At 41.6% G+C, this 26,244-nt stretch carries 16 protein-coding genes and 1 pseudogene; 10 read left to right on the top strand and 7 right to left on the bottom strand.

Annotated features, from left to right (window positions below; genetic code table 11):
• Positions 1–66 precede the first annotated feature (66 nt).
• Positions 67–2,682 (bottom strand): valine--tRNA ligase, encoded by a 2,616-nt coding sequence (locus WH223_RS18385; RefSeq protein ID WP_340049324.1) that lies wholly within the window; start codon positions 2,680–2,682, stop codon positions 67–69.
• A 168-nt stretch (positions 2,683–2,850) separates the two neighbouring features.
• On the opposite strand from WH223_RS18385, the gene WH223_RS18380 reads away from it, so the two are divergent.
• Positions 2,851–4,725 carry an LTA synthase family protein gene (locus WH223_RS18380; RefSeq protein ID WP_340049323.1) on the top strand — a complete coding sequence of 625 codons (1,875 nt, stop codon included), beginning with the start codon at positions 2,851–2,853 and terminating at the stop codon, positions 4,723–4,725.
• Between the two features lie 3 nt (positions 4,726–4,728).
• The gene (locus WH223_RS18375; protein WP_340049322.1) at positions 4,729–6,663 is read left to right on the top strand and encodes an LTA synthase family protein; all 1,935 of its coding nucleotides are present in this window, start codon (positions 4,729–4,731) and stop codon (positions 6,661–6,663) included.
• An 89-nt stretch (positions 6,664–6,752) separates the two neighbouring features.
• On the opposite strand, the gene WH223_RS18370 is transcribed toward WH223_RS18375, so the two are convergent.
• Together WH223_RS18370 and WH223_RS18365 are read right to left on the bottom strand one after the other, a co-directional pair.
• On the bottom strand, positions 6,753–7,241 hold the full coding sequence (locus WH223_RS18370; RefSeq protein WP_340049321.1) for a YdcF family protein: 489 nt from the start codon (positions 7,239–7,241) through the stop codon (positions 6,753–6,755).
• Positions 7,242–7,304: 63 nt separating this feature from the next.
• Positions 7,305–8,330, bottom strand: a complete 1,026-nt coding sequence (locus WH223_RS18365; protein ID WP_340049320.1) for a hypothetical protein — start codon at positions 8,328–8,330, stop codon at positions 7,305–7,307.
• Positions 8,331–8,523: 193 nt separating this feature from the next.
• Between WH223_RS18365 and WH223_RS18360 the strand changes: the two genes are divergently transcribed.
• Both WH223_RS18360 and tssD read left to right on the top strand, forming a co-directional pair.
• On the top strand, positions 8,524–9,102 hold the full coding sequence (locus WH223_RS18360) for an HdeD family acid-resistance protein (protein WP_340049319.1): 579 nt from the start codon (positions 8,524–8,526) through the stop codon (positions 9,100–9,102).
• Positions 9,103–9,726: 624 nt separating this feature from the next.
• Positions 9,727–10,050 (top strand): annotated as a pseudogene (gene tssD, locus WH223_RS18355) (type VI secretion system tube protein TssD); the annotation flags it as partial.
• A gap of 126 nt (positions 10,051–10,176) precedes the next feature.
• Here the strand turns inward: tssD and WH223_RS18350 are convergent.
• Complete coding sequence (locus tag WH223_RS18350) at positions 10,177–10,416, bottom strand: hypothetical protein (protein ID WP_340049318.1); 240 nt, start codon at positions 10,414–10,416, stop codon at positions 10,177–10,179.
• Between the two features lie 339 nt (positions 10,417–10,755).
• Here WH223_RS18350 and WH223_RS18345 point away from each other — a divergent pair, with 339 nt between their 5' ends.
• From WH223_RS18345 to WH223_RS18320, 6 genes are all read left to right on the top strand, one after another.
• The gene (locus WH223_RS18345) at positions 10,756–12,141 is read left to right on the top strand and encodes a phage baseplate assembly protein V (RefSeq protein ID WP_340049316.1); all 1,386 of its coding nucleotides are present in this window, start codon (positions 10,756–10,758) and stop codon (positions 12,139–12,141) included.
• A gap of 2 nt (positions 12,142–12,143) precedes the next feature.
• Positions 12,144–13,412, top strand: a complete 1,269-nt coding sequence (locus WH223_RS18340; RefSeq protein WP_340049315.1) for a hypothetical protein — start codon at positions 12,144–12,146, stop codon at positions 13,410–13,412.
• Between the two features lie 19 nt (positions 13,413–13,431).
• The gene (locus tag WH223_RS18335; protein WP_340049314.1) at positions 13,432–18,159 is read left to right on the top strand and encodes an RHS repeat-associated core domain-containing protein; all 4,728 of its coding nucleotides are present in this window, start codon (positions 13,432–13,434) and stop codon (positions 18,157–18,159) included.
• Complete coding sequence (locus tag WH223_RS18330) at positions 18,150–18,689, top strand: hypothetical protein (RefSeq protein ID WP_340049313.1); 540 nt, start codon at positions 18,150–18,152, stop codon at positions 18,687–18,689. Before WH223_RS18335 ends, WH223_RS18330 begins: the two co-directional genes overlap by 10 nt.
• Before the next feature lie 74 nt (positions 18,690–18,763).
• Positions 18,764–19,996 (top strand): IS256 family transposase, encoded by a 1,233-nt coding sequence (locus WH223_RS18325; protein ID WP_340049312.1) that lies wholly within the window; start codon positions 18,764–18,766, stop codon positions 19,994–19,996.
• A 349-nt stretch (positions 19,997–20,345) separates the two neighbouring features.
• Positions 20,346–20,552, top strand: a complete 207-nt coding sequence (locus tag WH223_RS18320; protein WP_340049311.1) for a hypothetical protein — start codon at positions 20,346–20,348, stop codon at positions 20,550–20,552.
• Between the two features lie 185 nt (positions 20,553–20,737).
• Here WH223_RS18320 and odhB read toward each other — a convergent pair whose 3' ends face one another.
• From odhB to WH223_RS18305, 3 genes are all read right to left on the bottom strand, one after another.
• Positions 20,738–21,970, bottom strand: coding sequence for a 2-oxoglutarate dehydrogenase complex dihydrolipoyllysine-residue succinyltransferase (odhB, locus tag WH223_RS18315; RefSeq protein ID WP_340049310.1), 1,233 nt, complete (start codon positions 21,968–21,970; stop codon positions 20,738–20,740).
• Positions 21,971–22,018: 48 nt separating this feature from the next.
• On the bottom strand, positions 22,019–24,745 hold the full coding sequence (locus tag WH223_RS18310; RefSeq protein WP_340049309.1) for a 2-oxoglutarate dehydrogenase E1 component: 2,727 nt from the start codon (positions 24,743–24,745) through the stop codon (positions 22,019–22,021).
• 162 nt (positions 24,746–24,907) lie between these two features.
• Positions 24,908–26,158 (bottom strand): deoxyribodipyrimidine photo-lyase, encoded by a 1,251-nt coding sequence (locus tag WH223_RS18305; RefSeq protein ID WP_340049308.1) that lies wholly within the window; start codon positions 26,156–26,158, stop codon positions 24,908–24,910.
• Between the last annotated feature and the right edge of the window lie 86 nt (positions 26,159–26,244).

Genomic DNA, 26,244 nt, shown 5'->3' with positions numbered 1-26,244 from the left:
GGTTTCTTGCCTAGGTGAACGTATTCACTTCGACAAGAAACCTTTTTTTATCGGTCAAGCGATGGCTTAGCCTAAGTTGCTTAAGCTTTCTTCTAAAATTTTAATCTTAGCTTCGGCGTCAGCCTTTTTATTTTGCTCGTTAGCTACGACTTCAGGTTTTGCATTTTGAACAAAACGTTCGTTCGCTAATTTCTTATCTACAGAAATTAAGAAGCCTTTTAAGTATTCAATCTCTTTACTGATACGCTCGTGTTCCGCTTCCGCATCAACATTGTTTTCTAACTGAACATAACATTCTGTTTTTCCCGCTAGGAAAGAAACAGCGCCTTGAATTTTGTCTTGTACAAACGATAAATCCGAGATGTTAGCCAACTTCACAATGCTGTCTTGGTACTTAGCGAAGTTAATATCCGATGTGCTAATCGCTAACGGAAGTTCAATCTTAGGTGAGATACCCTTGCTATTACGGATGCTACGCACCTCTGAGATAATCTGTTTTACGCTATCAAACTCTTTAATAATTTTCTCATCAAAAGGAGCTACACTAGGGTATTCGGCAACGATTACACAGTCTTTGGCATCGCGCTCACCGAAGATCTCGTCATGCCATAATTCTTCCGTTAAGAACGGCATAAATGGATGAGCAAGCTTTAATATTTTTTGGAAGAAACCAGCAACGGTATCTAATGTTTCTTTTTCGATAGGTGCTTGATAAGCTGGTTTAACAAGCTCTAGGTACCATGCACAGAAATCATCCCAAATCAATTTGTAGGTCGTCATTAAGGCATCCGACAAGCGGTAGTTGTCGAAGTGCTCATTGATTTCTACTAATGCTTGATTAAAGCGATTATCAAACCACGTTGCTGCATTTTTCTGTGCTTCTGTAGCAGGGCTGTCCGTTGTTTCCCATCCTTTTACCAAACGGAAAGCATTCCAGATTTTGTTGGCAAAGTTACGTCCTTGCTCACAGTAAGAAACGTCAAACATCAAGTCGTTTCCTGCCGGAGAGGATAGAAGCATACCTACACGCACACCATCAGTACCATACTGCTCCATCAAGTCGATTGGATCAGGAGAGTTACCTAACGATTTAGACATTTTACGACCTAGCTTATCTCTAACGATACCTGTTAGGTATACATTTTTGAAAGGAGGTTTTTGGGTATAGTCATGTCCCATGATGATCATGCGGGCAATCCAGAAGAACAAAATCTCTGGTGCCGTCACTAAGTCATTCGTAGGGTAGTAGTATTTAAATTCTTCGTTCTCTGGGTTACGCACGCCATCAAACACTGACATAGGCCATAAACCTGAAGAAAACCAGGTGTCGAGTACATCATCTTCTTGACGAAGACCTGCCGCCGATTTACCTTCCGCTAAGAAGGTAGCACGAGCCTCTTCTTCTGTTTTGGCAACAACCCATTCGTTTTTCTCATTATACCAAGCAGGAATACGTTGTCCCCACCACAACTGACGAGAGATACACCAGTCTTTCACATTCTCCATCCAGTGTTTGTAGGAAGCGAAGAACTTTTCTGGAATCAACTTGATGGTACCATTCTCTACGTATTCTAAAGCTGGTTTTGCTAATGTTTCCATCTTACAGAACCACTGCATAGAAAGCTTAGGCTCAATTACAGCGTCAGTACGCTCAGAGAAACCTACTTGCGATTTGTAGTCTTCGATTTTTTCAATCTGCTCTACTTCTTCTAGTAATTTAGCTATCTTCTTACGGGCGATGAAACGATCTTCACCGATAAGAATTTGTGCCTTTTCATTTAAAGTACCGTCATCATTTAAGATGTCAAGAATCTCTAGATTATGTTTTTGACCTAGCTCGTAGTCATTTAAATCGTGTGCTGGTGTTACTTTTAAACAACCTGTACCAAATTCAATATCTACATACTCGTCTTCAATAATCGGAATCTCACGGTCAATCAAAGGAACCAATACTTTCTTACCTTTTAAGTGCGTGTAGCGAGGATCATTAGGGTTGATACAGATGGCTGAATCGGCCATGATGGTCTCGGGACGTGTAGTGGCAATAATAATATATTCATCGCTACCAGAAATCTTATAGCGGATGTAGTATAACTTTTGATTTACTTCTTTACGGATTACCTCTTCATCAGATAGGGCTGTTTTTCCTTGCGGATCCCAGTTTACCATACGTACCCCTCTGTAGATATATCCTTCTTTGTAGAAACGGATGAACGTGTCGATAACGGCCTCCGACAAGTCAGGGTCCATTGTAAATTTCGTACGCTCCCAATCACATGAAGCACCTAGTTTTTCTAATTGCTTTAAGATGATGCCTCCGTATTTTTCTTTCCACTCCCAGGCATGTGTTAAGAAATCCTCACGTGAAAGATCTTTCTTGTCGATACCTTTTTCTTTAAGCAAAGCGACGACTTTTGTTTCAGTTGCAATGGATGCGTGATCGGTACCAGGTACCCAACATGCATTCTTTCCTAACATACGTGCACGACGAATCAATACATCTTGAATCGTGTTGTTCAGCATGTGCCCCATGTGCAAGACTCCAGTGACGTTTGGTGGAGGCATGACGATGGTGTAAGGCTCGCGTTCATCAGGTGTGGAACGGAAAAAACCGTTCTCCATCCAATAGGAATACCACTTCTCTTCTGCTTCTTTCGGATTGTAAGTTTTTGCTATGCTCATTTTTTTATTTGGGAATTCAACAAGCAAAAATACTGAATTTTACAGAGTTTAAGGCATATATAAGGGAATAAAAATCGTGTAGATGTTACATCGGCTATTCATAATCTTGTTGAATAATATGTACTTTTGCACCGCATTATACATTGATAATAAGTTAGTACGGTTTCTATGATACATAAACAATCCGCTTGGCGATCTAATATCTCCTTTTTTGTGTCTCTATTTTTATATTGGACACTCCTTTCCGTACTGGATCGGATTGCTTTTTACGCGAGTAATTTCCGTAAGGTTAAAGACTCTTCAGATGCACTTTATGCCTTCGGTTATGGCTTGAAAATGGACGTGTCGCTGAGTGCCTATCTATTGATTATCCCGATATTTTTCTTTCTTTTCCAGTCGCTTATCTTAAAAAAGGCGGTTTCGAAATGGGTGTTAAGGCTGTATTGCTTTTTCCCTACTTTACTTTTTGCGGCTATCACGATTAGCAACCTACCGCTTTATGAAGCTTGGGGAGAGAAAATCAGCCGTCGCGCAATAACGCTAGGGATAGACACAATGGGTGGGGTATCCAGTTCGGTAGATATCGGCATGCTTGCGCAAGCGGCTTTTGTGCTGGTTATCTATTTTACATGTGCTCATTTTTTCTACCATTTAGTAGTCGTTCGTTTTGCTAAATATCGCTCTCAGCCGATAGGCACGGTCTTAATAAGCTTTTTAATTGCTGCCGTGGTGTCTTTCTCTTTTATCCGTGGAGGCTACGGCCGCGCTACCTTAAATCCTAGCTCGGTTTATTTTTCGGATAGTAATGTTGCCAACCATGTTGCCGTAAATACCTATTGGGCTTTCTTAAAGGATATGACGAAGAGTGCAAAGAAAAACCCTTACCAATATATGGATGATGCCGATGCGAAAGCGTTGTTGACGGGTGTCTTACCTTCACCTTCTGATTCTGTACTACAGGTTTTAAATACGAAACGACCAAATGTCGTGCTTGTTATTTTGGAAGGCGTCGTTGCGCAGGTTTTCGAAAATTTAGGAGGCGAGAAAAATGTGACGCCACAGATGAAGAAGTTGATGGATGGCGGTATCTCTTTTCAGCGCGCCTATGCAGCGGCAGATCGCTCCGATAAAGGGATGATTGCTGTGATGAGTGGATTTCCTGCACAAGGGCCAGAAAGTATTATCAGCTACATTCCTAAGCATGAGAAATTAGCCGGTATTGGTCAAGTTTTTGATTCTTTAGGCTATAGCACTTCCTTCTACCATGGTGGAGAGAGTGAGTTTTACAACTTCAAATCGTATATGTATACCCACGGTATCAACCGAGTGGTCGATAACCAGAATTTCCCTTTAGGTGTGCGTCGTAACTCTTGGGGTGTTTATGACCACGTTATTGCTAATAGATTATTGCAAGATGTGGAGAAAGATAAGAAACCTTTCTTTAGCGTGTTCTATACGTTGGTGAATCATGAGCCTTTCCATTTAGATACAGAATACAAATTTGGTAATGACACCAAAGCTAATGCGTACCGTAGTACTTGTTTTTATACCGATAGCATGCTTTATAATTTTGTAGAAAAGGCGAAGCAACAATCGTGGTATGACGAGACGGTATTTATTGTCGTGCCTGACCACGGACATATGTATCCTACCGAGAAATATGGGATGGATATGCCGGAGCGTTTTCATGTACCTTTGTTTATGTTTGGTGGTGCTATTAAGCCAGAATATAGAGGTATGAAGGTTAACGATGTGGTGAGTCAAACGGATGTGGTAGCTACGTTGGCTAGTTTTGTTGGTGACAAGAGCAACCGCTTTAAGTATTCGACTAATTTGTTTGATACGAAAAGAAAGCATATTGCATTTTACAATTCGAATAGCACCTATGGGGTGGTAACGAATGATGCTGCCGTAGGTTTTGACTTGCAAGGGCGTAAAGTTTCATATACAGCACCTGGCACAACAGAGGAGCAGAAAGAACATTTACTGCCAATCGCTAAGGCTTATTATCAAACTGTTTTTAAAGATTTTTTAAAGTATTAGGCTATGAAATCTATCCAGTTTCAAGGTTTTTATAACAAATTTTTAGTTATCGCACTCCGCTTTATCGGCTTACTCTTTTTGTATGCCTTGTTGCGTGTAGGCTTTTTCCTTTACAATCAGTCTTTATTCCCGATGGTGGGAGCGAAGGAGCTGCTAGGGATGTCATGGGGAGGGCTGCGTTTTGATATCGTAGCGCTACTTTACCTAAACATCTTGTACATCGTATTGTTATCACTGCCTTTTCCTTTTACCTATAATCGGATTTATCAGCAGGTTGCAAAGTGGATTTTCATCGTGACAAATAGTATTGGTATTGCGCTTAATCTGATGGATTATGCTTATTATCCATTTACGCTGAAACGTACTACAGGTACTGTTTTTGGACAGTTTTCTAACGAATCTAACCTAGGTAAGCTGTTTGTAGACTTCTTGGTTGACTACTGGTATTTGCTGCTGGTCTTTGCCTTGTTTGTCTTTGTATTGGTTAAACTGTACGATGTTTTGCAGCTGCAGAAGCCTAAACCTTTCGGGTGGCTTGGCTATGTTGGGCAGACGGGGTTATTCCTTGTGGTAGCTTTTCTTTTCATCGGTGGTGTTCGTGGCGGTTGGGCACATAGTACGCGACCGATTACACTGAGTAATGCCGGTGATTATGTGAAAAATGCCGAAGAAATGAATATCGTGCTCAATACGCCTTTTAGCATGTTGAAGACGCTAAAAGCAGTACAGCTAAAAGAGGTGCATTACTATTCGGATGCCGAGCTGGACAAGATATACCCTGTTATTCATCAGCCGCAGGCTACAGGTAATTTTAAGAAGATGAATGTCGTTTTCTTGATTATGGAGAGCTTCGCTAAGGAATATATCGGTGCTTATAACCATGACCTTGACGGTTGTAAGTACAAAGGGTATACACCGTTCTTGGATTCCTTGATTGGACAGTCATACACATTTGAACATAGCTTTGCCAACGGTCGTAAATCAATCGATGCTTTGCCATCGGTGATGACGGGGATTCCTTCGGTAGGAGAGCCTTTTGTTTTATCGATTTACTCCGGCAATAAAACGACGAGCATTGCCCGTCTTTTGGGAAATGAAGGGTATGAAACTGCTTTTTTCCACGGTGCTCCCAATGGAAGTATGGGCTTCTCTGCCTACATGCAGTTGGCAGGTGTGAAACACTACTACGGAAAGAACGAATATAATAATGATGCCGACTTTGATGGTATTTGGGGAATTTGGGATGAGCCTTTTATGCAGTTTATGGCGAACAAGCTTGATGCTATGCCGCAGCCATTCTTCGCTGGTTTCTTCTCCCTATCGTCGCACCATCCATTTAAAGTACCCGCAAAATATGCCGGTGTATTTCCTAAAGGGCCATTGCCCGTGCATGAGCCTATGGGCTACTCAGACCATGCGTTGAAGGAGTTTTTCGCTACGGCTTCTAAAATGCCGTGGTTTGATAATACCCTTTTTGTGCTGTGTGCTGACCACTCGACGACAAGCTATTTCCCTGAATATAGCACCACGGCGCAGGGCTTTGCGATCCCTATTCTTTTTTATGCACCTGGAAAAAACTTGAAAGGGATGTCTGATAAATTGGTGCAGCAGATTGATATCATGCCGACGGTATTGAATTATTTGGGGTATGATAAGCCTTATTTCTCTTTTGGGTTTGATGCTTTTGCTCCGCAGAAAAACAACTTCTTAGTGAATAATATCGGTGGTACTTTTAACTTTTTTGAAGGCGATTATTTCATGACGCATGATGGTAAAAAGCCCGTTTCTTTATTTAATTTGAAGACAGACCGCTTGCAGCAGCACAATCTTTTAGAAACACAAAAAGATACCTTGCAGCTGTTGGATGATAAGCTTAAAGCTTTTATACAGCGCTATAATTACAGTATGATTCATAATAAATTGATAGCTGGCGAGTAAGGTTGTCTACGGATTAGCTAAAAACGATATGTATATATTCAATTCAACGCGTCTGTCGCCCAATAGGGTAGGCAGACGCGTTTGTTTTATTACTGTTGGTTTAGCCTTTGTATAGCTTCTTTTTCATGCTTAATCAAGGGCACTAACTCCATTTCTGTGAGTGATGAAGTGGCTGGCAGAAAGATTACTTTAGGGTAGTTGAGGTGTTTCTTATACAAGATTTTGACTCTTTGCATGTGAAAATCTGAAGTAACGATTACGAGAATATTAGGCTTTTTGAGCTGTATGATATCTTTTGTCGTTAGAAAATCCGTTATCGTATTTATCGAAAGGGGCGATTCTAGAAAATCTGTTTCCTGAATTCCTCTTTCAAGTAAGAATTGCTTGGCGTAGAAACTATGTGGTTTTGAAGTGCGGTTGAAATGCTCTCCAAAACCTCCTGTACAGATAATCTCAAATCCTGAATTGGCCCTTATAAAATGATATGCACAAATTAATCTATCTTTTGCCATTGTAGACAGAGTGCCCTGATCGTCATTTGGAGCTCCTAGAATTAATATAATATTTGTCATGCTCATTATTTTGCGAGTACTTGAAAGATGAATCTTTATACCTTCGTTATGAGTCTGCTTTTTTATTTCTTAGTTTTTCCAGAGAGTCTTACCAAAACGATACCTCAGTGTGAAGGCCTGCTGGTTACTGGCACCATCGGGTGTCCAATGTAGGGAAGCGGTGAATCGGCCATCCAGGTTTCCTTTTTTGAAAGGCGTCCAGCCGAAGTCTAACCTGTTGTAGCGGTTATGGTGGTAAAAAGAGTCACCTAAGGGAAGATTTTGGGCTTGACCGAGGTATAGGGTATTGCCGACGAAAAACTTCTTATAGCCTAGGTAAAATTGCGCTAAAAAGCCTTTTGCAAAGCGCATTTCATACTCTGTACGCACACGGTCAAAACCAAAGGCAAATCCCGCTTCAATACTTAGGGAGTCTAGGGCAGTCTTGTTGGTTAAGTCGGCACCCAAACGAACCAATGCGATTCCGTTATCTTGGATATGTTGAACAATACTGTCGTTGCTCGTTAGCGCATTATGATAAAGGGTAATATCATTTGCTAGGTATAGGTTACCTTTTCTAAATTTTCCTGATGTTCCCACCATAAAGCGTTCGCGCTGCGTGTAGCTCTGTTTGCTGAGCCAGTCTACGAAGATATGTTGTTTAAACCCTTTGTTGTGGTAGGCGAAATAGATACCTTCAATATTTGGTCGGTCATACATAAACGTATCTGCCATCACTAAACGAGGCACATCATTAAGACGTTCATAGCGCGGCATGTGACCTAAAGCGAAGGAGAATTTCTGACTTTCGTAGCTATAGTAGGCTATTGGTTTTACGATATCTTTATTGTCTTTATTCTTACCGAAGTCTTGGTTGTAGTGAATTCCGGTTACGATGCGGTTATTGCTGTCGATAGCAAAGTAAAGCTTGGGCGATACAATCGTCCCGAGGATGGTTTTATCTTTTGTGTACGTAGATTTATATTCACGGTTGTCGATATAACCAAAGAAATCAATTTCCATTCCTGCACGTTGCTGCGCCATCATTTTGCCCGATAGGATAAGGAGCAGAGAAAGAATAAGAAAGGGGCGAACGGAAAGCAATCTAACTATCATAGTTTACTGATTTGTTGTTTACCAAAAATAGGAAGCTTATTGCGAAAAGCACAATAATTACGTATATTTAAAATAGATGAATGGTCCTTTTAAAGCCATTTTTCTGTTTTGTCTATTTTCTGTAAAACAATAAAGCTGGCCCGAGGTTTTATTATTAGTAATGAACTGTATTAATCAATTAAAATAAATAATCATGGCATCAGCAATTCATAAATTTAAAAGTACGCTTAAACATTGGTACGTACCCCTAATTATTGGTATATTATTAGTTCTTTTAGGTTTTATATCCATAGGGACACCCTTGGCAACCTATATTGCTATTAGTATTTTCATCAGTGTTGCTTTCCTCTTTTCGGGTGTTTTGCAATTGGTATTCGCCATCAGCAATAAGGATGATATTGATGGTTGGGGCTGGCAGCTTGCTGCGGGTATTATTTACACCTTGCTCGGCTTGTATATTGTTGTAAATCCAGGAATCACCATGTTAACGTTACCCTTCGTCGTTGCCTTTTATACCTTTTTTCAATCCATTTTTGGGGTAGCTACGGCAATAGAATTTAAACAGTATGGCGCAAAAAACTGGGGATGGATGTTGACATGGGCAGTTTTAGGTCTTTTGTTTTCGTTAATCCTAATCTTTAACCCTGCACTAACAGGCCTGTACATCGTTTATGTATTGAGCTTCGCTATTATCCTCTCGGGGATTGTAAGTATTAGCATGTCTTTACATTTACGTAAAATCAATAAACGTGTTAAAGAACACTTATCGTAAGTGACGTGTAACAGAAAATAAACTTTTTGCATTTCTTGGAATGTAAAAGGACCAAATTCTTAATGAGTTTGGTCCTTTTTGTTTTTTACGTTCTTGTAAAGAGTTTCGAATTTTATTTCTGCTTCGTAATGACAGTTTTTAATTACTGTCGGACTTTTTTAATTTTTCACTCTTTTAGGAACCTACCACAGGATCAAATGCTGTGGAGATAATACCTTTTGGTTACCAAACTTAAAAGTCATTGTTACGATTTTCGGGAATTTCAACCTAAAATAGGTGAAGGCCACCAAAACTACTCTTTTGGTTAGTTCGCGAATTCGCTTTTCCCATAAGTACTTATTTTCGCTTTTTTGGAGCTTTGAAGGCTGTTTTGGTATAAGGAGATGGGGTTCTTACTATATGTTTAGTGATGAATAATTTCGTTTTAAGAAGCAGTAGTTTTACTACACTTTCCAGATAAACGTATGATTACTAGGAAAAGGGAAAAGGCTTTGTTAGGTTTGGTAACAGTTACATATTAATTATTTAAAACAGTTAACCATGGCAAAGGACAATTCAATATCCGTGTTGAAATTCAACGGCGGCGAAGCGCAAAAAGTATTAAAACTATAGTACAATGTCGGCCGTGCATTCGATGTATCCGGCCGCGTATCATCGGATCCCTCCAATGCAATTATCAAGGTTACCGTAGAGGCTACCGATAAGTCGGACATTCTGGAGAGTTTGTTGAACGGGAAGTACAAACCTACAGCAGGAGAAGTTACCTTCAACAAATCACATGAAGAAGGCACCTTGATCACCTTGAACTGGGAAAACGGATACGTAATCCAACATTCGGTAGATTTTGATGCAATAGATTCAAACAGTATGCTTATCAGTTTTGTGATCAGCGCTGAGAAAATCAACTATGGCGGCGGTGCTTATGAAGGCATCTGGCCTAGCGCTTAATTCTTAGATTGCGGGGCCACCTTTTCGCCCGGAAGGATAGCCTGGCAATCTACTTTATTACGTATGCTAACCATACGTATATAGAAACGATAATAAACTCTTTTTGCGCGCCCAGCAAAAAGATTACTATAAAAATATGACAAGCTGAAGCCTCGAAGGCGTCCGTTTGTCATCATCCTTATCGAGTACTAAAACGATGAACTTATGACAGCAGGCAGCAGCAGGCCCAGTAACTCCGTTCTTATTACGGCCAACGAACTGATGGGGGTATCCCATTTGGTTAAGCTCACCATTGTTGTGGAGGGCCGTTTGATTACGAGTTACAAAGATTTTCGGTTGTCCCAACACACGGGCGGGCACCATCATTTTACCTTAGTGTTAGATCACGACTCTTTGGGTGCGATTGAAGACCATCATATGGAGCAGGCGCAGCAGTTGCTGGGCAAGCGCATCTTGGTGACCTTCCGTTATCGCAACCTTATAGAAAGTCCGGAACGAGACTTTATTGGGGTGATAACCCAAGTTGGTTTAAGTCGGGAGCATAAGAACCATGGCAACATTGTCTTGTCGGGCTACAGCCCCACGATACTGCTCGATGGAGCCACAAACATGCAAAGCTTTGGCGGAGACGCTACAATCTCACTGGGTACTATCGCCCAAGAAGTGATTAAACAAGGCTTGGGTACGCAGAAATATCAGGTGGCCGTGGCGTCCGAGTTTGGCCATGTGACGTATAGCTGCCAGTACGAGGAGACGCACTACAACTACCTGGTTCGTTTGGCTACGACCCATGGCGAGCAGTTTTATTACGATGGCGATACGCTCCGCTTTGGCCGTTTTCCTTTTCCTGAGAAAGCGATACAGCTCACCTTCGGCCGGAATGTCGATCAGGTAGATATACAGATGAAAGCCCTGCATGTGAAGCCCAGCTACTATGGCTACAACAGCAATAGGCATCAGCCGCTGTATACCGGAGCCAGTCAGATAAAGCACGAATCCTCTTTAGGGCAGTCAGCCTATAAAATATCCCAAAACACATTTACGACACATGCTTTGCAGGTTGCCCCTTTGCGGGCGCATACCTCCAAGGATCTCGATGCTGCACAAAATAGCGCTGCGGGAAGCCGCTCGGTAGACACCTTCGTGACCAGCGGACGTAGCACGGTTCCCTTTTTATACCCGAGCTGCCTGGTAGAGATGGAAATGATTAGGCCCGGCACCAAAAAGGCGAGCTACTTTACACGGTTGATGATTGTCGGCGTGGAGCATCATGTCGATAAATTGGGAAACTATACTGGTCATTTTGAAGCGGTGGGTCATGGTACAGGCTACCTGCCAGCGGTGGACTATAAGCAGCCTAAAGCAGAACCGCAGTTTGCAACCGTCATCGACAACAAAGATGAGAAAGGGCGTGTGCAGGTGCGCTTCGACTGGCAAGGTCAGGCGGAGCAGAGCGATTGGATGCGGGTGCTGAGCCCCGATGCTGGAAGTAGCGAAAAGGTAAGTAAGAACCGAGGCTTCATGGCTATTCCAGAGGTTGGCGATCAGGTGATGGTGGGCTTTGTGCACGGCAATCCCGACCGCCCCTATGTGATGGGCGGCTTATTCCATGGTCAAGTCGCTGCAGGTGGAGGTAGCGGCAACAATGTCAAAAGCCTCAGCTCAAAAAGCGGACACACAGTAGAACTTAATGACGCAGGGGGGATAACGGTAATGGATAAGGGGCAGAATTTCTTAATCCTAGACGGAGCAGGCAATGCAGATTTGACCACCCAGGATTCCATAACGATTAGCTGCGGGGCGAGTTCCATATATATTAATAAAGACGGCGATATCGTGATCAAAGGGAAAAATATAGTTACGCTGGGTGAAAATATAGGTGTTTCAGGATCTGCGACTGTCGGCGTGGGGGTAGGTCCCGAAGAGGGAACTCCTACTTCAGGCATAGGAATAAACCCTACAGAACTAAATATAGGAACGGAAATACTAACGATGGAGGGTTTTTCAGAATCAAATCTTGGCGGCGCTAAAATTAATATTGGCGGAGGCACAGAAACTAATATCTCCAGTGGTACGATTAAATTAAATTAGTTATGAATCCTGTAGAGTTAGAACTGGTAAAATTAAAATATAGGTGGAAGAAAGAGCTTCTCCAGAGCCAGTCTTCCCCTATGATTATATGTCGGGGCGAGAAACATGAAACCGACATTTTTGACGGTTTTATGAAGTCTCGTATGTCCGAAGAAAATGAAGATGAGGATATTTACCTGATCCACTACCAGAATTTTGAAGGGAAAAACTCATTTGGGGAACATTTATGGGAAGAGTGGAGCCAGGTATACCAGGCTTTTAAAGAAGATCAGCAGTCTGAGTTTACCCTGCCCAACTGGGCGCTAAAGAAAGAAGAGGTTTATGCCACGGATGCTTACAAGGCACTACTCCCGTTAATACACTTACAAGAGCATTTTCCCGAGCTTCAAGCATCATATATCTTCCTTTATATCGCCCCTTTAAGAATCAGTGATCTCTCGGAGCTGGCACAGTGGGTTGACGATTGGTGTCATTTATGCAAAAAACTCGAGATCGAGCATATCAAATTAGTATGGTCGGAGCATCATAACTTCAAGACCCTACCTTCAACGTCTTTTGCACACAGCTTTAGATTAGCTATCGATGTCCACGAGCTTATGGAAAATACGGCAGCCCATACCAATAGAACCAAGAATAGTGTAGATACGGACTTTCAGCAGCAGATACTCTCGGCGAGTAATCATTTGAGTAAAAAGCGTTTTAGAGAAGCGGAGCTTTCCTTAGGCAAGGCGATCAAGCTCAGCTCGGAACTCAACAATAAAGAAGCCGGCATTGCTGCCTATTCCCTGTTGGCGCAAGCCCATGTGGCACAGCGAAAGAAAGACAAAGCCGAAGACGTTTATCAAAAGATTTTTCGAGAAGTAGAAAAAGGAAGTGCTTTGGAAATCCAAATGTACATGAACTATGGAGGCTTTCTATTAGGCGAAGGACACAAGGGCAAGGCCGAGGGAAGTTTTTTACAAGCAGCGGATTTAGCCAAGGCAAGGGGCGATTATGCCATCGCCTTGGAGTGTTACAGAACGGTGGGCATCCTCTATGATAGCCTGCTGTCAAGGTCTCGAATGCTAGAAATGTATCAGCAAAGTCTCGAGATGGGCCGGTTAATGAGCTCACAGCAGCGCCAGGAGAGCAGTCTGAGATACATAGGTTCTGTATTATCAGAAAAGTATAGTGGAAAACAATACTGGGATTTGGAACAAGAGATGCATTCTTATTTTGGAGACGCTTGGAAAGTTTCTACAAAACGGCCAAAGGCCCCGTCTATTATTTAATTACTAAGGGGATTCAATTATGTCGCAACAGAACGAGAATAAAAAAGTTAACATAAAACTTATAGCGGTTGATAAGCCGGATATGGGTATAGATCGTTGGTCTAAAGTTGATGTTAAAGGGAATATCGATGGCTTTAGTAAAGATAACGTTCAAGGCTTGAAGCAGTCTATGAAGAACAACCTTCAGTCTTTCAATCCATTTTCTTCCACCAATAGTTTGGGGAAATCAGAGCCGCAGCAGGGAGCAGAATCCGCAGCTGCAGGATCGGCAGAATCGAATTCCGATAGTCCAAAAGTTACCAAGAGCCTTGTCCACTTAATCCAAGTGAGCAAACCTTCGGTTCATCCTACGGCGAGCCAGCATACAGGTAAGCATTTTGATATTGTCTTGGGTATAGATATCCACTGGACACTGACCCCTTTTGGCATTTATCCCTTACCACATCCATTTATCGGATTAATTTTTGATGTTATGGATTACATAAAATTCACGATTCCTGTTCCGAGTTTTGTACGTAAGGTCTTTAGCAGTTTACCCGAAAGCATACCAATGGGCGGGTCTATCTATGTACATGGAAGGCACAAGGCGACTACAACGACCAGCGTTATGGGAGTCGCTATCCCTTTTAAACATGTGAGCTCCTTAATTCCGGCTTATACCATTCCTTCTCCGGTAGAGGCGCCCCATGAAGGAGAAGTTTATTATGGCTCGGAGACGGTATTAGGTCAGGGATCTAAGATGAGTGGAGACAAGCCTCAGCAAGTGTTAACCTGTATGGGACTTCCCTTTGGGATGACCATGCTTCCGGCCATGCCTGCCAAGCCCAAGAAAAATCCATTGGCTTATTTTGCTTTTTACAACAATTTTGCCAGTATGTATGTGCAGATCAATACGGGGAACCCTGTATTGGTTGGGGGGGCTTTTGTTCCCCATGTATATACCTTAGGAGAGATGGCCATGCGTTTTGCAGGGATGTTTTTAATGAAGAAGCTGAGTAAAGCCTTAGGAAAAGGAGCCAAAGTAGGCTTAACCAAGATGAATAACAGCCTGCTCAAGAAGGGTCCCTTGAGTAAATTCAAAATGGCGCAAGCCCTTTCCAGAAAATTATGTAGGCTTGGATTAGACCCTGTAAACTTTGTTACCGGAGCCATGAATTTTGAATGGGATGATTTCGAGATTGGAGGGAATACTCCTTTAAGTTGGAAAAATGCTTGGCTTAGCGATCAGCTTTATGATAGAAATCAAATGGGAACGGGGGTCTTTAATAACTATGACCTTTATATTATCCCCGATTACGCGTTGGAGGTAGCCGCTTGGATTCATCCCGATGAATATCAACCCTTGCCGCTTCCTATCCCAGATCTAGGAACTGAAGAAGCATATTTCCGAACCCAGCAAGTATGGCAATCTAGACCCGATGAACAAACTTGGATTATTCGTAAGGGCTTAAATACGTATACCTACAAGCATTTTGTACATATTGATGGAGAGGAAGTCTATAAGATATCCCATATCGATTATCACGACGGAACCCATTTGGATTTTGCTTATACCGGTAGAGCGCTATTGCTGCAAAGTATTAAAGATCAGAGTGGCCGACGTATAGAAACCTTACCTAATAAAGAAAATACCCGTATTGCCGAAGTATATTACGTGAGTGGAGCACTTAGAGAGCTACAGGTACGCTATCAATATGACGAGCGAGGAAACCTAACCTGCGTATGGGATCAGTACGACAAGGCCATATATTTTGAATATGACGAGCACAATCGTATTGTCAAAAGGATTAATCGCAATAAAATGCAATATACCTGGAGATACGACAATCAAGGAAGGGTGATCTATACGACCGGGCTTAAGAGCGTTCAAGTAGGTACCATTAGCTACCACCCTGAATTGGGCTACAACCGTGTTACCTATCCCTTTCAAGACAAAAAAACAGAAACATACTACTACGATGAGAACAACTTAATCTATAAAGAAAGAAATGGCGAAGGGGGAGAAACCTGGCACGACTATACTCCCCATAAAGAGAAGCGCATGAGTGCCTCTCCTGAGGGGCGCACGAGGGCATATACCTATGACGAATGGGGAAATATAATTACCTATCATACCCCTGATGGGGAGGAATACAAGTATACCCATAACCTGCATGGTCAGCTTACGGCACGCTTTTCGCCATCGGGAGCTTCGGAAATTTGGGTTTATGACGACCAGCAGAGGCTGCTGAGCTATATCAATAAACTCGGTGAGCTCACCCAGTATGAATACGAGGGCGAGATGAAGCTGCCCAGCAGTAGTACCGATGCTTGGGGCATAAATACCCAGTATCGGTATAACGAGCAAATGCAGTTAATCTACCTGAGTAATATCCTGGGCACCGAGCAGCATTGGCGTTATGACGATTATGGAAAGCTGCAGATCTTTAATCCCCAAACCAGCATGCAGCTACACTGGCATCGCGACAAAATGGGAAGAGTGACTCAGCTTAGCCAGACCGGTGTTCCGGATTTGGAGATTGCATATGACGCCTATGATCTTCCGATCAGCGTGAGCGATGGTCAGCGCGAATGGTTGATGGAGTATACCCCGATGGGAAGCCTTAAGCGGCAGGAGAGACGAGATCGGATCAGCAAGAAGCAGACTCAGGTTCTTAGCTTCTTCTATGACGTATATGAAAATCTATTGTCCATTACCAATGAAAAAGAAGAAGTCTATCGCTTTGTGCACAATAAAAACAATGAAATCATCCAAGAGACAGGCTTTGATGGAATCGTTAAGAAATACCTGCGCAACAAAGACGGTTTGGTAACCCAGAGTATTTTTGGAGAAGACCAATCCATCTACTACCAATACGATTTGGCCGGAAGGCTGGTGCATACCGACTACCAAGATGGCAGTTGGGAGGTTTATCACTATGACTCTTCGGGTTTATTGATACGTGCGGATAACGAAAATAGCCGTGTAGACTTTGCCCGAAACGCCATGGGGCTTATTACCCAAGAGCGTCAGGGAGAGCATTATATAGAATATACCTATAACAAGCAAGGTCAGCTGACAAGACTAAGCAGTAGCCTCGGGGCAGAAGTCGTTCACGACTACGACAGTTTGGGACAATTGACCCATATTCAAGCTTATAATACCCAGCAAGGTCAGGACAATACTTGGGAATCGCTATTGCAATATACTTCACAAGGGCAATTGCAACAACAGCAGATGAGTGGTGGCGTGGAGAGTAGTTTTGAATACGATCCTACGGGCATGCCTATTAGCCAGAAGGTTACCCATCACCGACATACCAGTCTACATAAAAAATACTATTGGTCGGCCGGCAATCGCCTCCATTATGTGGAAGATTTGCTCCATGAGCGCGGTACCCAGTATAAGTATGATCTCTATGGAAGCCTTAGCCGAGCGCGATATGCAGACGGCAGTATGGATTATAAGAGTCCGGATGAAATCGGCAACCTCTACGAAAGCAAAAGCCGCAAAGACCGTATCTATGATCAGGGCGGAAGGCTGCTAAAGGATAAGAAATGGTATTACCGCTATGATAATCAAGGCAACTTAATCCTTAAGAGCAAGCGAAATATCATAGGCCTTGTTGCCGAAAAGCCAACGGAAGAATCTTTTTATGAATCTTACCTTCGGAATACTTCAAAGGACTGGAATATCGAGGAAAACTGGCAGGAAGCCAACCTCCCCGATGCCGATAAACATGGACCTCCAAGTCCGGCCCAATGGGAGAGAGGAGACTGGAAGTACGCTTGGTATGCCAATGGCATGCTAAAAAGCGTGATGCGCCCGGATGGTTACAAGGTCAGTATGGAATACGATGCTTTGGGAAGGCGTACGGCAAAGATTTTCCAAGAAGAGATTACGCGCTATCTTTGGGATGGCAACAGGCTTTTGCACGAGTGGAAATATAAACTTAACTTGCGTCCTAAGCTTGTTTTGGGAGAAAATAGCCTCCTCCAATACGACCGAGAAGAACCTATTGAAAATCTGGTTACTTGGGTGTATAAAGCAGGAAGTTTGGTTCCTTGTGGCAAGATTGTCGGAGCGGATAGTTACAGTATTGTTAGCGATTATATCGACAGGCCTATACAGGCTTATGATAAACTGGGCAAGCTGATCTGGCAAACAGATTATGATATCTACGGAAAACCTAAAAATCTACGGGGAGATAAAACCTTTATACCCTTTAGGCAGTTAGGTCAGTATGAGGATGAAGAGTTAGAAGGTCTTTACTATAACAGGTACCGCTATTACGACTCTGAGAGTGGGCTTTACATCAGTAAAGATCCAATTGGACTGGCGGGAAACAACCCGACGCTTTACGCTTATGTGAGGGATAGTAATAGTTGGGTCGATGTTTTTGGGTTAAGTGGTTTATACAAAGTTTTTTGGTCTGGTGGACCAAAAGCAAGGTCAGCTGCCGAAACATATGCAAAAAAAACAGGCGGAACTACATTAGAAATGACTGCCCATGGAGAGAAACTTCAAAAATTTACTGAAAATATGGACTGGAAAACTCAAGCTGAGCCGTTATGGAAAAAAACTTCCCAAGATTTTGCGGGTTCAGTTCCTAAAAGTCAAAAACACGCTATTGTATTTATAGACTCTGAAAGATATCGTGGTGCAGAAAGCGTTTGGGAACTTTCCGAACAGCCTATTCTTAAGAAAAAGGGAATTACCACAGAAGTAATTGATGTGAATGTTAAAACTAAACTAAAATGTCATTAGAAAAGAACAATAATTTAGAGAGAATTGAGCTAATGGGTGGTTCTGGATTGAAGTATTATAATGCTTCTGGAGAAATGTATTTAGTCTCACCGCAATTGGCTTTAGGTTTAGAAGATGGTTTGATGCCTAAATCTCGTCAAATTATGATAAGGTTTTCGGATGCTGGCGTTGTTTCAGGAACGGAAAAAGCTCAGGTATTAGAAAGAGTACATACATTCTGTAAAAATGCAGGGGTAACGTCCGAATCGTTTGTTGATAATAATCATTCTGAACGAGTTGTGATCACTGGTCGTGCGGGCTTAAATTATTTTGATGGATTAGGAGGAGCTTATTTTGTAAGTTCGGAAATGGTTGGAGATACGTCCGAATATGGTTACGCTATTTATTCAGATGATATTATAAGACTTTCCGATGATACTATTGTTTCAAAAGAAGAACAGGATAGTATAATAAAAAGAGTTATGATTATTTGTAAGGCAAAAGGGATGAGGCCTCAATTATTTGATAAAAATAATAATCCTATATTTTGAGACTGTAACGTGAACTGTGTCAGTGGAATAATTTAATAAGATTATTTATATTTAATTATTCAAACGACATGGTCATGAAAGACAAGACCCCATTCGACTTTGAGCGCTTCAAAGAGGAAGCTATGCAAGGTCTTTACGAAGGGAAGAGTTTATCTCCCAATGACGGCGTTTTAGCGCCCTTAATGAAACATTTACTGGAGTCCATGATGGATGGTGAGTTAGGGAACCATCTACAAGAAGATAAGGCATCAGGAGCCCTTAATCGTCGCAATGGCAAGACAAAGAAAACAGTTCGAGGTCTAAACACAGGTACTTTCGAACTTGAATCTGGACGGGATCGATCTGGGACATTCGAACCTAAAGTAGTTCCTAAGCGTCAGCTCATTATTACGGAACAATTAGAAGGTCATGTGCTAAGTATGTATGCCAAAGGTATGAGTACACGTGCTATAAGCGATTTTATTCGTGAGATATACGCTATGGACATTTCTGCTACCGAAATATCCCGTATCACAGAAAGTGTCATGCCAGCTGTTAATGAGTGGCGAACTCGTCCTTTGGAAGCTGTTTACCCCTTTGTTTTCCTAGATTGCATGCATTATAAAGTACGTCAAAATGGTACAGTTGAATCTAGGGCTATTTATAATATATTGGGAATAGGAATGGATGGCCGTAAAGATCTGATAGGACTTTATAGTTCAGAAAACGAAGGTGCAAAATTTTGGTTATCTGTTCTCACAGACCTAAAACAGCGTGGTGTCGAAGATATTCTAATTGCTTGCATCGACGGTTTGAAAGGTTTTCCTGAAGCAATAGAGGCTATTTTTCCAAAAACCAAAGTTCAGCTATGTATCGTTCACCAAATCAGATCAAGTATGCGCTATGTTACCGAAAAGGATAAAAAAGCCGTTATTGAAGACTTAAAACCTATTTACAAAGCTGTTAACGAAGAGGTGGGCTACGAAAACTTACTTACCTTTGAGGAGAAATGGGGCAAGAAATATCCAATTTCGGCTAAATCTTGGCTAGAGAATTGGACTAACCTCTCCACATTTTTCGAGTATGATGAGCAAGTACGCAGGATTATTTACACCACTAATCCTATCGAAGGAATCCACCGTCAGGTCCGTAAAATCACGAAGTCTAAAGGTGCATTCACTTCGGAGCAAGCTCTTATGAAGTTAATGTTTCTGATAATTCAGGATATCGCTAAAAAGTGGACAATGCCGATGCATAACTGGGGCTTGACCATATCCCAACTTTATATTAAATTTGGTGATAGGCTCAAACTCGATAAAGGATTTTAGGTTTAGGTTAATTATCCAATGACACAGTTCGTGTTACACTCCCTATATTTTATAAGAAGCTTACAGCCAACTTTTTCAGAGTTGGTTTTTTTGTTATTTAATATTTCCAATCTGTATTACTAAGCATACGCTTTTCTAGTTTTTGCCTCTCTGGTATAGGTATCAATGAGATCATATAGAGTTTGTTTTTTGTTTTCTACAAGCTGTTCGAGCGCTTCAATACGTTCTGGTGTTCTTTTGTTAGTTAGTGCTAACCCTCATCTAGGAAAAGGCGGCGTTGTACAATATTTTGTAGATACTTTTATAAGTGTTTTAAAACCAGTAGATAATCCGATTAACTTATTTTAATATGAAAATAGATAGCGTTGAGGTTTTTGAAGCAATGGCAGTATTAATTAAGATTGTTTTAGTTCATGGATTTAAAATAATAGAGCAGAAAGTGAATGATTATCATTTTCATGAATTGTACTTTAGATTAGAAGGTAAATATTTTAAGGAAATTGATAGTATTACTATAGATAAAATAACGAGACAGAAAAAAAATATTTTCATGTAGCTGCGATTGGTCAATAATAGAATTAGTATATGAATAATAAAAACAATATTCATGAAAGAGAATGGAGAGATATTAATAGAAGGAGAAACAAACGGAAAACACATAAAGTGTGTAATTCTACCATAGAGAAGCAAAAGGGCCAATCATTATTATGATTGGCCCTTTTTATGTATAATCCGCTTGGATTAGATTTCTAATAATAATCTAGCTGGATCTTCAAGAAGCTGTTTAACGCGTACTAAGAAGCTTACAGACTCACGACCGTCGATAATACGGTGGTCATAAGATAAAGCGATGTACATCATCGGACGGATAACCACTTGACCATTCTCCGCGATAGGGCGTTGAACGATGTTGTGCATACCTAAGATTGCCGATTGTGGAGCGTTGATAATTGGTGTCGACATCATCGAACCAAATACACCACCATTTGTAATCGTGAAGGTACCACCAGTCATCTCATCGATCGTTAATTTGTTATCACGCGCTTTAGTTGCTAAAGCGATGATTTCTTTCTCGATTTGTTGTAAGCTTAACGATTCAGCGTTACGGATAACCGGAACTACTAATCCTTTAGGTGCTGATACGGCGATAGAAACATCACAGAAATCAGAGTATACCAATTCGTTTTCTTCGATGCGTGCATTTACAGCAGGCCATTCTTTCAAGGCTGTTGTAACGGCTTTGGTGAAGAAAGACATGAAGCCTAAGCCTACACCATGTTTCTCTTTGAATACATCTTTATATTTAGCACGTAAGTCCATGATCGGTTGCATGTTTACCTCGTTGAAGGTAGTCAACATAGCCGTTTCATTTTTCACGCTTACTAGACGTTTAGCAATTGTTTTACGTAAAGAAGTCATTTTCTCACGACGCTCATTACGTGCGCCAGCTACTACAGGAGCTGCTGCTGGTGCCGCTGCCGCAGGTTTCGCTGCTGGCTTAGCTACTACTTGAGCTTTCTCTGCATCTTCTTTCGTGATACGACCATCTTTACCTGTTCCTTTAACAGTAGAAGCGTCGATACCTTTTTCTCTAAGGATTTTAGCTGCCGCTGGAGATGCTGTTCCTGCTGCGTACGAATCTGGGTTTTCAGAGTCGTCGGCCGCTTGCGCTGGGCTTGATGCCGCTGCTGCTGGAGCTGCTGTTTCTTTTGCTGCCGCTGGAGCGCCTGCTGGTGCATCACCTTCTTCGATTGTACAAACTGTAGCACCAATCTCTAAAGTGTCACCTTCTTGCGCAATAATACGTAAGATACCTGCTTTTTCAGCTGGTAATTCAAATGTAGCTTTATCAGATTCCAATTCAGCGATGTTTTCGTCCATCTCAACGAAGTCGCCATCTTGTTTTAACCATTGTGCTAAGGTTACTTCCGTGATCGATTCACCAACCGCTGGTACTTTAATTTCTAAGCTCATATTCTTCTTTCTATACGACTCCAAGGTCCGAAGACCTTGGAATATGTTTTACAATGTAAATGCTTTATTTAAAATTTCTGTTTGTTGTGCAACGTGCTGCTTCATATAACCTGTAGCTGGCGAAGCACTCTCTGGACGCGCAATTACTTGCAAGTCTAAGCTTGATCCGCGGAACTTACGGCTATAGAACGGCCATGCACCCATGTTTTCGTTTTCTTCTTGTACCCATACAAATTCTGCTCCAGCATATTTTTTCTGTAAAGCTTCGATCTGATTGTAGGCGATAGGGAAAAGTTGCTCTACACGTACTAAAGCTACATCATGACGTTTCTCTGTTTCTTGTTTCTCCAACAAGTCGTAGTAGATTTTACCCGAACAAAGAACAACACGTTTCACTTTTTTCGCTGTTACGTTTGCATCGTCGATGATCTCTTGGAAAGCTTTCTCCGTGAAGTCTGTAAGCTGCGAAACTGCTTTAGGGTGGCGTAATAAACTTTTTGGTGTTGCCACGATTAAAGGTTTACGGAAATCCCAGTGTAGCTGACGACGTAACAAGTGGAAGTAGTTAGCTGGTGATGTAATGTTAGCTACAACCATATTGTTGTTCGCTGAAAGCTCTAAGAAGCGCTCAATACGTGCTGAAGAGTGCTCTGGACCTTGGCCTTCCATTCCGTGCGGAAGAAGAACAACTAATCCATTCGAACGTTTCCATTTTACTTCGCCTGCAGCGATATATTGGTCAAATACAATTTGAGCACCATTGGCGAAATCACCAAATTGTGCTTCCCAGATTGTCAATGCATTCGGGTTAACGGAAGAGTAACCATACTCAAAAGCTAAAACCGCATATTCGGAAAGCAAAGAGTTGTAGATACTGAATTTGTCACCACCTTTTAGCTGTGCTAACGGCGTGTATGTCTCATCTGAATCTTCTAATGTTGCTACAGCATGACGGTGTGAGAAGGTACCACGTTGAACATCTTGACCCGAGATACGTACACGGTAGTCTTCGTTCAATAAGGTAGCATAGGCCATTAATTCACCCATTGCCCAGTCGTATTTGTCAGACTTGATCATGTTCAAGCGATCTTCAAATACTTTAGTAATCTTACGGAAGAATTTCTTGTCCGCAGGAAGGGTGTTCATTGCTGTCGCTAAAGCTAAGAAGGTGTCTGTAGAAACTTTAGTCTCAACAGGCGTACTGATATCAGACGCTTTTGCTGGATGTAATCCTTTCCAAGCACCAGCAAACATCGGTCTAGCTTCGCTTAATTTTTCAACAGATTTAGCTTCGTCCAAACGTGATTGAAGTATGCCACGGAAGCTTTTCTCTTCTGTTTTAGCATAATCAGCATCAATAGATCCTTGCTCAACCAATTTCTTAACGTAAATCGCTAAGGTGTTGGGATGTTTCTCGATAAGCTTGTACAACGAAGGCTGCGTGAACTTAGGCTCATCAGCTTCGTTATGACCGTATCTTCTGTAACCTAAAAGGTCAATGAAAACATCGGTTTTATATTTTTGACGGTATTCTACCGCTAAATTAATAGCGTATACTAATGCCTCAACATCATCTCCATTAACGTGGAAAACTGGCGACAAAGTAACTTTAGCAACGTCTGTACAGTAAGTAGATGTACGTGCGTCTTTATAGTTTGTAGTGAAGCCTACTTGGTTGTTGATAACGATGTGGATGGTACCACCAGTTTTGTAGCCGTCTAATTTAGACATCTGGATGGTCTCATAAACGATACCTTGACCTGCGATAGCCGCGTCACCGTGAATTAAAATAGGAGCGATTTTCGAAGAGTCACCGTTATATTTTAAATCGATTTTTGAGCGTACCATACCTTCTGCTACACCATCTACCGTTTCTAAGTGAGAAGGGTTAGGGGCTAAGCTAAGGTGAATATTTTTGCCATCTTGGCTATTGATATCAGAAGAAAAACCTAAGTGGTATTTTACGTCACCACCGAAAGGAACATCTGGTTCTGCTTCATACATTTTACCTTCAAACTCAGAGAAGATTGTTTCGTAAGCTTTACCCATGATGTTGCTCAATACGTTCAAGCGACCACGGTGTGCCATACCGATAACAAATTCTTCGATACCTAATGAAGATCCTTTTTGGATAACAGAGTCTAATGCAGGAATCAAAGATTCACCACCTTCAAGAGAGAATCTCTTTTGGCCTAAGAATTTAGTGCCTAAGAAGCTCTCGAAAACTACAGCCTCGTTTAATTTATTTAAAATAAGTTTTTTAGTGTCTATGGTGAAAGAAGGGGTGTTTCTTTCTGCTTCCATTTTATCTTGTAAGAATTTGATTTTCTCTGGATTACGGATATAACGAAATTGAGCACCGATAGAACGACAGTAAGTGTCCTCAATCAGTTGGCGGATATCTTTCAACTTTGCTGGACCTAAGCCAACTTCAACGCCTGCATTGAATGTTGTGTCTAAATCGGCATCCGAAAGACCAAAAGTCTCAAGCTCTTTGCCTGGGAAATATTTACGGCGCTCACGCACCGGATTGGTTTCGGTAAACAAATGACCACGTTCACGGTAACCGTTAATCATGTTCAAAACATTGATTTCTTTAATGGCTTGTTCTGGTGTTTCTACAGCCACTGCTGCAGGGCCAGATTGACCAAATTCAAAACCTTCGAAAAACTTTTGCCAACTTACATCTACTGAGCTAGGGTCTTCTTTATAAGCTTGATAAAGCGAGTCGATATAACCCGAATCAGCATTGCTCAAATATGTTAATTTGTCCATAGAGGATATCTTACGTATAAAAATTTGCCCAAAGTTAAGCATTATTACACATTTAATCACCCTTAAAAGGAACAAAAAAGCCTGTAAAAACGCTATTTTTTTCGAAAAACAACTTATGTGACATAAGTTTGAAAAAAAAGCCCGCAGAAGGGGCTTGTTTATTTAGATGGTCTTATCTTTCAAGGACTTTAGCTCGGGTGTTTTTTTTAGCAATTCACTCCAAGGAAGGGTGCTATTATCTTTGCTGCTGGTGCCATGCGCGGCATAGTGAAGCCAGTATCCGTAGTTGCTGGCTGGTGCATAATCCAGAAAAAACTCCTCAAAAAAACGGGCTCCCACGAGGTGGTTAATGTCGAGCTCTTGCAGGAGGTAAGTGGCTACAATTTGTCTTTTTTCGTAGGCTAAGTTTCCCTCCGTTTGCAGCTCTTGGATAAAGCTATGAATAGGCTCTTGTGCCGTGTTATTTTCTAGTAGTTCTTTTAGCGCTGTGATGGATGCTTCAATTCCCTTTTTGTCTTTGAAATCCTTAAAGAAAATGTTGGGGTATTTCTTAAACATGAATCGGAAGTAGTCTCTCCAGAGTAAGCGTAAAATTAGCTTTTCATATTTTTTCTTCTTGAATGCTTGCTGTGCCTCTTTAATATGATGATAATAGTAGGCTGGCGATATAGTTCCGTGTGCGATATGAGGCGATATCAAATTGTAGTCATCGATCTCGTTATAGTCGGAGGCTAATGTTTCTTTTAAAACCGCCAAGGCCGCTTGCTCACCACCTTGCAGCAGGGACGTTTGTGCCTGTATTGCTGTGATTTCGTGTTCTTCAAAGCCAAGTTCCGCTAAGCTAGGTACATTGGTTTCTTCCAAATGTGGATGCGTAACGATATGTTCTACGGCTGGCAAAATAGGACGAACAAAGCTTTCTTTCTCTACCTTTTTCTTAAATTGACTGAAGCCATCAGGAATATCCTTAATTGGAATCGGTAGGTCTTCTTTATGGTAAAGGGTGTGCCCGATAAAATGCTTAAGGTTGATTTGCTGTTTCCATAAAACGGCCTCTACTTTTTCGGAGATAAGCGTTTCGCGGGTCGCTACCTCCCGGTGATGATATACTTCTGTGATATCATATTTAGCACATAGCGTACCGATGAGGTCTTCCGGCTTACCCTGGAAAACAAGCAGGTCGGCACCTATTTGTTGTAAAGACGCTTTGAAATGCTGAACAGACTCCAACAAGAAGCGAGCACGTTGAATACCGGTATTACGAAATCCGAAATTGTTTGCACTGAAATAGCGTGGGTCGAAAAAATAAACAGGAATTACGATGTCACTTTTATTAGCAGCTTCAAACAAAATCTCATTATCAAGAATGCGCAGATCGTTTCTAAACCATAATAAAATTACTTTTTTCGCCATACAAAGAGGGGGTGTCAATAAAATACCTAATACAACAACCCACGAATATAGGCTAAAGAAGCCATTTATTTAGAATCGTTTTAAGG

This window comes from Sphingobacterium sp. MYb382 (assembly GCF_037572665.1).
Taxonomy (GTDB): domain Bacteria; phylum Bacteroidota; class Bacteroidia; order Sphingobacteriales; family Sphingobacteriaceae; genus Sphingobacterium.
The sequence above is the reverse complement of the archived record's forward strand: the minus strand, read 5'-3'. Positions and strand labels throughout refer to the sequence as shown.

Bases quoted from the DNA above. Each gene is read 5' to 3' on its own strand.
- WH223_RS18370 (WP_340049321.1), bottom strand. From the start codon at position 7,241: ATGAGCATGACAAATATTATATTAATTCTAGGAGCTCCAAATGACGAT.
- odhB (WP_340049310.1), bottom strand. From the start codon at position 21,970: ATGAGCTTAGAAATTAAAGTACCAGCGGTTGGTGAATCGATCACGGAA.
- WH223_RS18385 (WP_340049324.1), bottom strand. From the start codon at position 2,682: ATGAGCATAGCAAAAACTTACAATCCGAAAGAAGCAGAAGAGAAGTGG.
- WH223_RS18325 (WP_340049312.1), top strand. From the start codon at position 18,764: ATGAAAGACAAGACCCCATTCGACTTTGAGCGCTTCAAAGAGGAAGCT.
- WH223_RS18340 (WP_340049315.1), top strand. From the start codon at position 12,144: ATGAATCCTGTAGAGTTAGAACTGGTAAAATTAAAATATAGGTGGAAG.
- WH223_RS18380 (WP_340049323.1), top strand. From the start codon at position 2,851: ATGATACATAAACAATCCGCTTGGCGATCTAATATCTCCTTTTTTGTG.
- WH223_RS18320 (WP_340049311.1), top strand. From the start codon at position 20,346: ATGAAAATAGATAGCGTTGAGGTTTTTGAAGCAATGGCAGTATTAATT.
- WH223_RS18310 (WP_340049309.1), bottom strand. From the start codon at position 24,745: ATGGACAAATTAACATATTTGAGCAATGCTGATTCGGGTTATATCGAC.
- WH223_RS18350 (WP_340049318.1), bottom strand. From the start codon at position 10,416: ATGATGGTGCCCGCCCGTGTGTTGGGACAACCGAAAATCTTTGTAACT.
- WH223_RS18360 (WP_340049319.1), top strand. From the start codon at position 8,524: ATGGCATCAGCAATTCATAAATTTAAAAGTACGCTTAAACATTGGTAC.
- WH223_RS18375 (WP_340049322.1), top strand. From the start codon at position 4,729: ATGAAATCTATCCAGTTTCAAGGTTTTTATAACAAATTTTTAGTTATC.
- WH223_RS18365 (WP_340049320.1), bottom strand. From the start codon at position 8,330: ATGATAGTTAGATTGCTTTCCGTTCGCCCCTTTCTTATTCTTTCTCTG.
- WH223_RS18335 (WP_340049314.1), top strand. From the start codon at position 13,432: ATGTCGCAACAGAACGAGAATAAAAAAGTTAACATAAAACTTATAGCG.
- WH223_RS18305 (WP_340049308.1), bottom strand. From the start codon at position 26,158: ATGGCGAAAAAAGTAATTTTATTATGGTTTAGAAACGATCTGCGCATT.
- WH223_RS18330 (WP_340049313.1), top strand. From the start codon at position 18,150: ATGTCATTAGAAAAGAACAATAATTTAGAGAGAATTGAGCTAATGGGT.